The sequence below is a fragment of the Enterobacter sp. SA197 genome, assembly GCF_054131575.1.
The window spans coordinates 4,272,060-4,284,859 of the sequence record NZ_CP096393.1 but is presented as its reverse complement, the minus strand read 5'-3'; the positions used below and the strand labels follow the sequence as shown (position 1 = coordinate 4,284,859).

Annotated in this window: 8 protein-coding genes and 1 pseudogene; 3 read left to right on the top strand and 6 right to left on the bottom strand. The window is 45.7% G+C overall.

Annotated features, from left to right (window positions below):
• Positions 1 to 81: 81 nt before the first annotated feature.
• From M1D91_RS20010 to M1D91_RS19985, 6 genes are read right to left on the bottom strand one after another with little or no spacing between them, the layout of a single operon-like run.
• Positions 82 to 2,025, bottom strand: a complete 1,944-nt coding sequence (locus tag M1D91_RS20010; protein WP_437432400.1) for a DUF262 domain-containing protein — start codon at positions 2,023 to 2,025, stop codon at positions 82 to 84.
• A 5-nt stretch (positions 2,026 to 2,030) separates the two neighbouring features.
• Entirely contained in the window at positions 2,031 to 3,467 is a 1,437-nt protein-coding gene (locus M1D91_RS20005) for a DUF262 domain-containing protein (RefSeq protein ID WP_249938836.1), read from the bottom strand.
• A gap of 54 nt (positions 3,468 to 3,521) precedes the next feature.
• A complete protein-coding gene (locus M1D91_RS20000; RefSeq protein ID WP_063923459.1) occupies positions 3,522 to 6,437 on the bottom strand; it encodes a type I restriction endonuclease subunit R in 2,916 nt (971 codons plus the stop codon).
• A gap of 58 nt (positions 6,438 to 6,495) precedes the next feature.
• Positions 6,496 to 7,710: a restriction endonuclease subunit S gene (locus tag M1D91_RS19995; RefSeq protein ID WP_063923460.1), complete on the bottom strand. Its 1,215-nt coding sequence runs from the start codon at positions 7,708 to 7,710 to the stop codon at positions 6,496 to 6,498.
• The gene (locus M1D91_RS19990; RefSeq protein ID WP_063923461.1) at positions 7,710 to 9,317 is read right to left on the bottom strand and encodes a type I restriction-modification system subunit M; all 1,608 of its coding nucleotides are present in this window, start codon (positions 9,315 to 9,317) and stop codon (positions 7,710 to 7,712) included. The genes M1D91_RS19995 and M1D91_RS19990 overlap by 1 nt, the downstream gene beginning before the upstream one ends.
• Before the next feature lie 47 nt (positions 9,318 to 9,364).
• Positions 9,365 to 9,937 carry a restriction endonuclease subunit S gene (locus M1D91_RS19985; protein ID WP_063923462.1) on the bottom strand — a complete coding sequence of 191 codons (573 nt, stop codon included), beginning with the start codon at positions 9,935 to 9,937 and terminating at the stop codon, positions 9,365 to 9,367.
• 225 nt (positions 9,938 to 10,162) lie between these two features.
• On the opposite strand from M1D91_RS19985, the gene M1D91_RS19980 reads away from it, so the two are divergent.
• From M1D91_RS19980 to M1D91_RS19970, 3 genes and pseudogenes are all read left to right on the top strand, one after another.
• Positions 10,163 to 11,086 carry an IS5 family transposase gene (locus M1D91_RS19980; protein ID WP_451923531.1) on the top strand — a complete coding sequence of 308 codons (924 nt, stop codon included), beginning with the start codon at positions 10,163 to 10,165 and terminating at the stop codon, positions 11,084 to 11,086.
• Between the two features lie 272 nt (positions 11,087 to 11,358).
• On the top strand, positions 11,359 to 12,222 hold the full coding sequence (locus M1D91_RS19975) for a GTPase family protein (protein WP_249938831.1): 864 nt from the start codon (positions 11,359 to 11,361) through the stop codon (positions 12,220 to 12,222).
• Positions 12,223 to 12,313: 91 nt separating this feature from the next.
• A pseudogene (locus M1D91_RS19970) lies at positions 12,314 to 12,652 on the top strand (DUF932 domain-containing protein); the annotation flags it as partial.
• Positions 12,653 to 12,800 lie beyond the last annotated feature (148 nt).

Sequence of the window (12,800 nt, the reverse complement as noted above, 5' to 3'; positions counted from 1 at the left end):
CATCAGATTATCAGATATGCAAAAAGAATCCACGATAGTGGGCATAGTGTCAAACTAGCTTGTGGAAGTTTAACAACCCCTCTACTCGATGTAATGTGCATCGAATACCTTTAACATCTCTTGCTGGTGTTGAGATATTTGTTCTTCTCCCCAAGCTTCGTCGGCAGCCTGGCGAGCCTCAAAAATAGCTTTGAGCTTCAGTGAATCAAACACCGGCTTAGCATCAAAATCGATTTTTTTCTTGCCGACAGCTTGGTTACTGTAAGCAGAGTTTTCACCTGGGCTTAAAAGCACAAGATTTCCAAAACTATCCAGACTCTCTTTATCTAAATAGCGCTGGTACTCTTCTTGCTGCGGATAAACATGCTCAACCGAATTTTTTGCGGTAATACGGTATTTTTTAAACTTGGGATTATCTTTCCACACTGATTGGTATTTTTTCCATAGAAGAAACTCTAATTTTTGGAACCAATAATGTTCAAAACGCGTGCCATGATTTTCAGAAAAATACATGCGTATTTCTGCCCATTTTCTCAGTGACGCATTTTCCGATTTTGCCTGTTTAAAACTTACACTTTTCTGCGTTTCATTATCAGCGGCCATAGACAACTCGTTGTCAATCCTTTCTAAAAGGGCTAGAACCTGTTGTTCGTTATCACCGGGTTGTTCTAATAGCTTCCCGAGGAAGGGAGTTAGCCAATATTGCGCGCTTCGCTCACCGGTAAACAGGCGTACACTCTGTAGCAGAGTTAATGCATTTATCTCTTTCTGAGAGCGATTGATATACCAATGATTACCGGAACGGCTACGTGAAACATATGTTAGTCGAAGCTCTTCATTTTCCTTATCTTGCTCCATCCACTTGATGACCCAACGGTCGAACTGATAACGAGTTTTCCACAACAACTCAAAAAAGCTCTTAATTTCTTGTTCTTCGGCAGAGCAGAGATGAGAGAAAATTTCTAACAGCTTATCGGTATGTAGCCGGGTAGAAATATCGGATTGTCCATGCCTGGCAAGATGAATTCGATAGACATGGATCAGCAATAACGGAAATGAAATTATTGAACGGCAATACACACCATCCTTGTTTTGAAGAGATAACTTCTGTTTTTCTGTTTCGAACTCTTCATGGACCTGAGAAAATAGTTCGCTGATATTCACCGCTACAACTGAGTGAGTTTCTTCTTTTGCGTAAACGTTTAGCGTAGGTGGTACAACTGCCAATTGTTCATCCGTGATGGAATCCCAGTCAGCTTCAGTGAAAGTCTGCCTGGCGTTTCTCTCAAAAAAATTTTCTAGGTGCTGGCAGGTTTGCCAGATAGCATCATAAAAACTTTTGTTAGATTTTATTTTTTTTAAAAGCCGTGATTTTAAAATATCAGATGCTTCCAACTGAACACCCGCCGTGTTCATTGTCGAAAAAAGGAGATTTAAATCCATTGTCCGAGGGACGCAGTTATTAACCCACTGAACATTATTGAATATATAATCCGCAAGTTCAGTTGCTTGGTATTTTAACGTATCGACTTTTTTTATAAGAACAGATAAGGCTGCATCCAAATGGGTTAGATAGGGATCATTCTTTATGTCGTTAGCTGAAGGGAGTTGATACTGTTCTAAGCCTGCAAGTCCCCCTAAAAGGTTCTGAACCTGGTGTCGGATAGTAAACTGTAGACGTGGTTTTTTACCGAGTACTGCTATATTACTTAATGGAGCATTGATACCAACTTTACGGAATGCCAAAGCAATTAGTACCAGTGTGGTGGTTCTTTGCTGCCCATCAATTAACTCAAGGATTCGGGTGTTTTCTGTGGGATTTTGCTCGGCGGTCAATATAGTGCCAATAAAGTATAACCGCTCCTTTTCTTGCCAGGCTTTCTCAATATCCTCAAATAGTTTGAGCACATCGCTGTCTGGCCAGACATACGGTCGTTGATAGCTAGGGATAACAAACTGATAATTTTTGTCTGCTATATTTCGTAATGTCATCAATTCAGAGTTAACTTTTTGTAGATTTGTCATTTTTCTCAATCCTGATGTGACAAGTTTATTATTTTATTTTGCAGAGTATATTGATATTCATTAGCCAATGATTGTGCGGGGGCGTCATGACTTACTTTAATATCAAAGTAACGCAACACTTGGTAAATGAATCGTTTTTTGACACTATTATCATCAGGCCCTATATTCTTAATGTCAATGTCAAAAGTATAGTTATTCAACCATTGAAAACACATCTCAGGGGTATAGCTAGTAGCAATCCAGTCCAGTACAGGGGCCCTATCTAATAATGTGTTTAATGTTGACTCTTTAACTGTTTTTTCATTGGTTACTCGTGGTGAATATATCACCATAAATAATTTCTTTAATGCCGTGGTTAAATTTTTTTCGCCAAATTGGCTGATGTATAACATTAAGGCAGTATCAAGTAACTCTTTTAAGTATTGGCAGCCTTCGAGAGGTATAATTAGTTCCTGGTAGCATTGAAGGAAATTTTGATGCTCTGGTGTAATGGCAAGTTCTGGATCCATCTCAGGAGACATAAAATGGTTTTGAATCCCCTGAAAGTAGGCTAGGTAGTGAATAGTATTAATCCCTGTATTGAGGGGTTGCCGTAATTCATAACCTTCTAGTGTTTGTTCAACTAAATAGCGGCCTTGGCTATGCTTATTTTTTCGATGACTTACAGAACGTCCATATGCAATATCTGGCCCTATAGTTGTCATTTCCCCAAATTCTGTTACTACCGCATTTCGCACAAGCAAAGGTTTTCGATGGCTTGGTACATCACGCTTGTGCAACGTATTACAAAACCTTCCCCGAAGTAAGGAGTTAATTATAGGGTTGAGATCTCCCAATATTTCCCAGCGCTGGGCGTAATGATTTTGTTGTTGGCGTTCAATACTACGTAAATGATGTGCTTTTATAATATCTGAGCCTGTAAGGCGAACCCCTCCGGTATTCTGCGTCTCAAAAAATCGATATGCCTCATCTTCTGAATCAGTCACTACCAGAGTAAAGTTTACGTCAGTGGCTGAAAATGTTGGCTCTGATGACTGTTTAAGAGTTTTCAACAACCATTTAAAATTGCTTCTGATTTGATGTTGAGACTGTGGAGAATGGTAGGATACATTATTTGCATATTTTGATATTTGGTGGGGGTTCAATATCGCATTAATCAGTGTTAATGAGGTTAGTCGTTGCTGGCCATCAATAATATTTAATATTCCGGAAGGATCTTTATGCAGTATTAGACTGCCAAGATACCAGGCATTCTCTTGATGATTTTTTTTATAATGAAGATAGTCTTTCCACAACTTATCCAGTTGTGACTCTCCCCAACAATAGGGGCGCTGGTATTCTGGAATAGCTAAGCTTCCTGTAATTAGTTCTCCTTCCGTTGGGGTAATCACCTCGCCAGATAACAGCTGGGCTAAATTACAACTTGCTACCACCACCGACATAAAACATACCTCATAAAAATTATGCTAAAGGCCCCGTTAGAGGCCATACAGTTTTTAAAACCCGCGCATCCCATTGATAAACGTATCAATCACATTCTGAACACGGTCGTAGACCCGAGCTCGCACGCTTTTACGTTCCAGAATCTTTGGTGTCCAGGTCAGCGTTTCCGCCACTTCATCTTCTCGTGGCATCACATCGGTAAAGAGGTAGTTGTCCAGTAAGCCGTTCAGCTTAATAGAATCAAGTCGTTCTTCGCTGCACAGCGTAGCCAGCGCCTTACCTTTTTCCTGTTCGACATAGGCTTCAAACACCTGAGTGATATCTTCGTCATGCGCGGCATGTAGCAGGCTTTTTTCAATAAAGTTATCGATAAGCTCACGTTTGCTGCGTAGCGTGACGTCACTGTCGACAATATCCATGATCTTTTTCTTCTGCTCCTGCTGCTCTTTTGGCGGCATCGCCTGAATACCCGCTATCAGACGCAGAATATAGCCGACATTAATTTCGTCGCGATGAATCAGAGAGACTTCAAAATCCACGTCTTCAAGAATCGAGACTTTCTCTTTGCTGGAGTGCTTTTTCACCTTGTCGTGGATATCGAGGTATTTACTGGTGAAATCGGCCAGCGTCTGGTCCGAGAGCGGTTTCGCCGCATCGTCAAAATCGGCAAAGCTTTCGAGGATGTTTTTCAAACGCATCACATCACGGAACGCCGTTACAAATGCCAGTTGTGCGTCTTCATCAGGTAAATCGTCCACGCTTTCTACCGTTGGCGTCAGCGTTAACAAGCGATCGACAGCGTCCTGATAATCCCCGAAGTACTCGTCAAAAGGTTTGACCAGCACCGTAGAAGAGGCATCTTTATTCGAGAACAAGGCAATAGCATCGTCGGTGGCTTTCTTCAGATTACGGAAGCAGACGATATTCCCGTGGCTTTTCTTCTCGTTAAGGATGCGGTTGGTGCGGGAAAACGCCTGCACCAGGCCGTGAAAACGCAGGTTTTTATCGACGTAGAGCGTGTTCAGCGCCGGGCTGTCGAAGCCGGTGAGGAACATATTCACCACCAGAAGAATATCGATGCCTTTCTCTTTGGTACGCTGGGCAATATTTTTGTAGTAATTGTAGAAGCTCTTTGAATCATTGGCCGAGAAGCTGGTGCCGTACAGCTCGTTATAATCCTTGATAAAACTATCCAGATGATCGCGACTTGAGGAATCAACTTTCGCGCCCTGCGGCAGGCTGATATCTTCTTCATCCAGCAGGCCGTTTACTGCCTCTTTGTCACTTTTATCCGCTTCATTAGCGGCATAAGTGAAGATGGTGGCAATTTTTAATGGCTTGTAGTTGGCATCCGCCGCCTGCAGTGCGGCTTGCTTTTCTTTAAAGAGTTTATAGTAGGTGATCAGCATATCGACTGACCCGACGCAGAACATCGCGGTGAACTCGCGATTGCGGGTCTTGGCGTTATGGTGGGCAAGGATGTAGTCGGTCACTTTGCCCAACCGGATGTCGCTTTCCATCACCTCTTTGGTGTCGATATCCTCCACATCGATATCGATCTCATTGCTGCTTTCTTTGCGCTTGTAAGTACCGACATATTCCACGGCAAAGCGCAGAACGTTTTCATCCCGTATGGCGTCGACAATCACGTATTTATGCAAGCATTTATCGAACAACAGTTCGGTGGTCTGTTTGACACCATTGGTTATATTGACGTTATCGGCAAAGATTGGCGTCCCGGTAAAACCAAACAGTTGCGCATTCTCGAAGAAGTTCACAATCGCTTTGTGCGTCTCACCGAACTGGCTGCGGTGGCATTCATCGAAGATAAAGACGATGCGTTCTTTACGCAGATGTGCGAGCTGCGCTTTATACCCTTCATGGGTAATGGCGTTATTCAGCTTCTGAATGGTGGTCAGGGTGAGTTTGGTGCTGCTTTGCTTAAGATGTTTTATCAGCGTACTGGTGTTGTTGGTGGTATCCACGCTGTCTTTCGCAAAACCGTTAAACTCTTTCGCCGTCTGATAATCCAGATCCCGGCGATCGACCACAAAAATGACCCGATCCACTTCCGGCATTTCCATAATCACCTGGCTGGCTTTAAACGAGGTCAGCGTTTTACCGGAGCCGGTGGTGTGCCAGATATAGCCGTTCTCCGGCCGTCCCTGCTTGTGGAGATTGTCCTTCACATGGCGGATCATCGCCTCACAGGCGTAAAACTGATAGGGGCGCATCACCATCAGGCACTTACGGGTTTCGTTCAACGCCGTATAGTGGGTGATCATTTTGGCGATGTGACAAACCTTCAGAAATGCGTCGGTGAATTTCTCCAGCGTTTTGAGCGGGTTATTCTTTTCATCGGTCCAGAAGAAGGTCTGCTCGAAATGATTGGCGCGGTTGTTGGCGTAGTATTTGGTGTCCACGCCGTTGCTGATAATAAAGATCTGCACATACTGGAACAGGCCGCTGCCGACCCAGAAAGCATCCCGATGGTAACGATCGATCTGGTTAAAGGCCTCTTTCAGCCCCAAGCCGCGACGCTTAAGTTCGATCTGCACCAGTGGCAGGCCGTTGATCAGCAGCGTGACGTCGAAGCGAGTTTTGCGCGTGTTTTGCTCGGCGTTGAACTGCTTCACCTGGCTTGTCACCTGAAACTCGTTCTGGCACCACTCCTCTTTATTGATAAAGCTGAGCCATTTCTCGGTGCCGTCATCGCGCAATAACTGGTAGCGATCGCGCAGAATTTTGGCGCGATCGATGACTTCATTGCCTTTGGTTAGATGCAAGAAAATACGGTTAAACTCGCTGTCCGTGAGTGGGGCAGATTCCAGTCGGTTATGGATTTCAATCTGCTTGCGTAGGTTGGCTTTCATACTGGTTTCATCGGTGACATTCACCCGTTCGTAGTGCATGCCAACCAGCTGTTCCACCAGCTGCGTTTCTAACTCGTATTCGCTTTGCGTTGCCATCAGTGTGTAGTGCCTTTTGTTATTGTGCAGGCCCGGAGTTGGTCGGGCCGGATGATTTTTATACAAACATTTGCTGGAGCAGGCCCTGCTTCCAGGTTTTTAACTTGTCCAGTTCTGCTTTTTTGACGGCGATTTTATCGTCAAGCATAGACAGTAAAGAAACTATTTTCTCTTGTTCTTCTCTAGAAGGTAAAACGATATCACCAGTCAATACATGCTGGTTATTAACTTTCATATCATTTTTAGCACCTTTGTTTATCAACGGTTTCAAATAGTTGTTAACAACTTCTTTTCTTGAAAAATAATAGTCAATATAGTTATGATCGATACAATCAAGGCAACTATAAACAGCATACAATGTTGATACTATCCCAGAATTTCCTTTATTTGATTTTATTATCCCAAAAGGATTTTCTTTCAGTGGGCTTTTTGTGTAAACAATATCTCCTTGATGGACAATATGGTAATTTTCAACAGACTCACCGGCATATGATCTTCCAAGCAATTCTATTTGATTGACAATGCCAACATCACCTGAGACAGACAGAACTTGCTCTTTGCTATAAATTAGTTTTTTATTTCTTTTCTTATGCTCATACAAACATTCAGATAATTGTACTGTTCTCCAGTCTAAGAAATCGCTACCATCATTACTTTTAAATCTAATTTTTTGACTAAAAATCTTCTGCATCATGCCTTTTTTGTACTGGCATAACAGGTCGTACTGCTGGTTCAGTAACGAGATTTTTTCGTCAACAGAGGACAGAAAATCGGCGATTTTGGTTTGCTCTTCCAAAGAAGGTATTGCAAATTCAAACTCTTTATACTCTTCAGCATTAATGCCAGGCTGCCCTGATCTCATTGAGTAAATTTTAACCCACTTACGATATTTTTCAGTAAGCGTTTGGTTATAAACAAAATATGGATTGGCTTTGTTTATTGTTAGTTTTATTAGAAACCCAGCAAAATAAAGCCTGCCGTCTTTTTGTTTATATAAATATGACTTACCTACGCTTGCTCCTGTTCGAGCAAAAACGATATCTCCTTTATTAAGAAGATATTTATTTTCAAGCTTACCTGATGGAGTGGTTAAAGGGGAAGGGGTGAACTCCCTTGTATCGTCATCTATATCCGTGATTCGAATATATTTATTTACGCCATCAAATTCAATTGCTGAACTGTTCATGCCATAGGCAGCGTGAGAACTAACGCTCCCTAAAGTCGTTTGCTTCCATGGCATGTTAAATTCACTGAATCGTAATTTCGGCATCATTACTTATTTCCCTCCGTCAACGTAAACGGCGTGTCAATCCCCAACTCCTTACAGAACCCAGTAATGGTCTTATCAATCTCCGCCACTTTTCCTTCCAGATCGCGAATTTCCTGCGCCACCGCGTTAAGGTCAATCTCTTCTTCCACTTCAAAAGTATCAACATAGCGCGGAATATTAAGGTTGTAATTGTTGTTGCGGATCTCCTCCAGCGTCGCGATATGGCTGTATTTCTCGATCGCTTTCCAGTCGTTATAGGTATCGGCAATCTTGTCGATATGCTCCGACTGCAGGTGGTTCTGGGTTTTCACCTTCTCAAAATCGTTACTGGCGTCGATAAACATAATGCTGTCGTTGTGTTTGCGGCATTTACGCAGCACTAATACGCAAGTAGCTATCGGTGTTCCATAGAAAATATTTGCGGGTAAGCCGATCACCGCATCGATGCAGTTCAGCTTCTCAATCATAAACTGACGAATATGACCTTCGGCGGCTCCCCGGAACAAGACGCCGTGTGGCAACACCACCGCCATGGTGCCGTCATCTTCCAGGTGATGGAACATATGCTGTACAAACGCCATATCCGCTTTGCTGGATGGGGCCAGTTTGCCGTACTGGGCAAAGCGATCATCGTTCATAAACAGCGGGCTGGCGCTCCATTTGGCGGAGAACGGTGGGTTGGCGACGATGGCGTCAAATTTCAGATGCGTATGCTGCGGGTGCTCCAGCGTATCTTCCTGAATGATCTCAAAATCTGCATAGTGAACCCCGTGCAGAATCATGTTCATACGCGCCAGGTTATAGGTGGTACGGTTCATCTCCTGGCCGTAGATTTTACCCACCGACGAGGCTTCACGTTTCACGCGCAGTAACAAAGAGCCAGAGCCACAGGTCGGGTCATACACGTTTTTCAGCTTCAGCTTGTGGGTGGTAACGATTTTCGACAGCAGTGTGGAAACCGGCTGTGGGGTATAGAACTCACCGGCTTTCTTACCTGCGCCTGAGGCGAACTGGCCGATAAGGTACTCGTAGGCATCACCCAGAATATCGGAACTCGCCTCGCTTAGGTTAAAGCTCAGTTTGTCGAGTTCAGTGACGACTTTGCCGATCAATTCGTTTTTCGCTTTCGCAGTATTACCAAGCTTGCTTGAGCCTAAATCGAGATCTTCAAACAGGTTGCTGAAGTCATCCGCAGAGTCGGTACCCAGCGTGCTCTGTTCAATGTTGCGTAGGGTAGTGGCGAGGTCTTCCAGAATAAAGCCGGTGCCTGTGCCCTTGGGGTCTTTAGCCACACGCTCAGCCATGGTGTGGAATAAATCCGTTGGCGGCAGGAAATAGCCTAAGGTCTGGATACTGTCTTCTTTTACCGCATCAACGATATCCTGATACGCCGGATGTTCCGCAGTCAATTCATTGTACTGAATGCCATCTTCCGCCAGGATTTTGTTCGCATACGCGACAAATTTTTCTGACAGGTATTTGTAGAAGATAAAGCCTAAGCAGTAGTCGCGGAATTCATCGGCATTCATCTTACCGCGCAGGGTATCGGCGATATTCCACAGGCGGCCTTGCAGTTCACTTAAATTTTGCGCTTCAATCTGGGGGGACATAGTTCTTCCTGTTGTTTTTCTTCGTCACGAAAGGGTGACGTAATAAGTCAAATCATACCACTGAGCAGGCTCAGGATCTGTTGTTCGCTCAGGGCGGCAATCCGCTGCTGATAAAAGCGTTTTTCTCGCGCCGCCAGATAGAGCCCCCCCATCGCTTTTTGCTGTGCGAGTGGTGGGAGGGTAACGGTAAAATTTTTCAGTTCATTAACCGCGATACGCTGTACGACGGTTGAACCCTGGGTGGCCTGAATCCGCTGACGTCGCCCCTCTGGGCTTTCATTGAAATGCCAGAGAAACCACGCTGTATTAATCTGGCTGTCATCCACATCCACTTTGACGTAGTTGTTACCTAAAATACGTCCGGCATTTTCGGTGCTCACGCGAACCGCCTTGCCATGAATCAGGCTTATGACAACATCTCCTTTCTGCGCCAGCACAACATCCTGATGCGTTTTCACCCACTGTTCTATCTCGGCTGACACAATATCTGACTGCCAGTCATCTACCAGAAACTGTTCGGTCGCATAGAAACGAAATGCGGACCCATCTGCGTTTTGCTGGATACGGCTGATGTGCGAGCCTGCCGTAAAGTGGGCGATGTCTTTGTAGCTTCGCGTCATTCTGCAATCCGAATAAATTTAAATTACATTGTCGTGGTATTGCCAATCATAAACCTGATGAATTATTTACATCAAGGAATTTAAATTTATTACTCATGCGGCCGATCAATGTTTTTGTGACTCAGAAATCGTTTTATAGCGTCTAAAGGGCTTTGTTGAATAAATCGAACTTTTGCTGAGTTGAAGGATCAGATCACGCATCCTCCCGACAACACAGACCATTCCGTGGCAAAGCAAAAGTTCAGAATCACCAACTGGTCCACCTACAACAAAGCTCTCATCAACCGTGGCTCCCTCACTTTCTGGCTGGATGATGAGGCGATTCAGGCCTGGTATGAGTCGGCAACGCCTTCATCACGAGGAAGGCCCCAGCGCTATTCTGATCTCGCCATCACCACCGTTCTGGTGATTAAACGCGTATTCCGGCTGACCCTGCGGGCTGCGCAGGGTTTTATTGATTCCATTTTTGCCCTGATGAACGTTCCGTTGCGCTGCCCGGATTACACCAGTGTCAGTAAGCGGGCAAAGTCGGTTAATGTCAGTTTCAAAACGTCCACCCGGGGTGAAATCGCACACCTGGTGATTGATTCCACCGGGCTGAAGGTCTTTGGTGAAGGCGAATGGAAAGTCAGAAAGCACGGCAAAGAGCGCCGTCGTATCTGGCGAAAGTTGCATCTTGCTGTTGACAGCAACACACATGAAGTTGTCTATGCAGACCTGTCGCTGAATAACGTCACGGACTCAGAAGCCTTCCCGGGCCTTATCCGGCAGACTCACAGAAAAATCAGGGCAGCCGCGGCAGACGGGGCTTACGATACCCGGCTCTGTCACGATGAACTGCGCCGCAAAAAAATCAGCGCGCTTATTCCTCCCCGAAAAGGAGCAGGTTACTGGCCCGGTGAGTACGCAGACCGCAACCGTGCCGTTGCTAATCAGCGGCTGAGCGGAAGCAATGCACGGTGGAAATGGACAACGGAATATAACCGTCGCTCGATAGCGGAAACGGCAATGTACAGAATGAAGCAGTTGTTGGGAGATTCACTGACGCTGCGTGACTACGATGGTCAGGTAGCGGAAGCTATGGCCATGGTGCGTGCGTTGAACAGGATGACAAAGGCTGGGATGCCAGAAAGCGTGCGTATTGCCTGAAAATCCAGCCAGCTACAGGGTCGTTCGCACGAAATCTTATTTATTCAACAAAGCCCCGGGCATTTTACAACGTGCTGAATGGCTTAGAGAGTCATGGCGATATTAGTTATACACCAAAAGTTTTTAGGTTACTTATTGTTTTAAGTAGATTACTAAACTGTATCGGTAACTTATAAAAACATTCAGATATATATCATTCTCCTGAACATACCTAATTAACGGCGGAATCTCACGGTTCTGCTGTTTTTATATTCATTTTCAGAGGAGTAATGATGAAAAAATCTGAAGGCTTGCAGTCGCTGCAGAGGTCGCTTTCTGGCCTGCCACAGTGGGCATCAGAGCGTATTCTGCAACAGATAAACCAGCTTGCTCACTACGAGCCAGTGATCGGCATTATGGGTAAAACTGGAGCGGGAAAGAGTAGCCTTTGCAATGCCCTGTTTGCTGGAGAGGTATCGCCGGTCAGCGATGTGGAGGCCTGTACCCGTGAACTACTGCGTTTTCGCCTGCAGGTTGGCGACCGCTATATGACGCTGGTGGATCTGCCCGGCGCTGGGGAAAGTAGCGTTCGCGATACCGAGTATGCTGCGCTGTACCGCGAACAACTTTCCCGGCTCGATCTGGTACTGTGGTTGATTAAGGCAGATGACCGGGCGCTGGCAGTAGATGAGCATTTTTATCATCAGGTGATTGGGGAGGCATTCCGGCATAAGGTGCTGTTTGTTATCAGCCAGTCGGACAAGACTGAACCCACCAGCGGTAGTGGTCAATTGTCCACGGCGCAGAAGCAGAATATCAGCCGCAAAATCTGCCTGCTGCACGAGCTGTTTCAACCTGTACATCCGGTGTGTGCGGTGTCGGTCCGTCTGCAGTGGGGGTTACGGGTGATGGCCGAGCGGATGATAAAGTGTCTGCCACGTGAGGCCAGTAGCCCGGTGGTGGCGCAACTGCAGTCTCCCTTTCGCACAACGACAGTCCAGGAAAAAGCACGTGACGATTTTGGTGAAACGGTCGGCGCGGTACTGGACACGGTAAGTGCTTTCCCACTGATACCGGCTCCGGTACGGGCCGTAATACAGGCCGTCCGTAACACCGTGGTGTCGGTTGCCCGGGCTGTCTGGAATTTCTTCTTCTGAACGTTTAACGCCTGCCTGTTCTTTCCCGATCCCTGTCGCTAGTGCGGCAGGGCTTTCTTTATTTGTTTTACCCGTATTGAAGAGTCTGCTTATGACCCGTCTGGCTTCGCGCTTTGGCGCAGCAAACCTTATCCGTCGTGACCGTCCGTTAACCCGTGAAGAGTTGTTCCGCGTGGTACCCAGCGTATTCAGCGATGACAAATATGAATCCCGTAGTGAAAGATACACATATATACCCACCATCTCTTTGCTGGATAGCCTGCAGCAGGAGGGCTTCCAGCCGTTCTTTGCGTGTCAGACCCGTGTGCGATCAGGCCGGAGAGAAACTGACCATCAGTTGCAGCTACAAAAAGATGGTTGTGGTCGGCAGGTTCCGAAAGAGGATTACCGCGCCACCTCTGATGAAGGAATGAGCAGGGTGTATCTTCTGATAAACAATGAAAAATACTCGCTTGAGAATGAAATTTTGCTTCCTGGCGAGGTCGTTCCGGCTCAGGTGGCTTTTGAAGCGCTGAAGCACACAGGAGCAAAAGACAAACTGGCCTTCACCGCCTTACAGTCAGGAGAATCGAAACCGT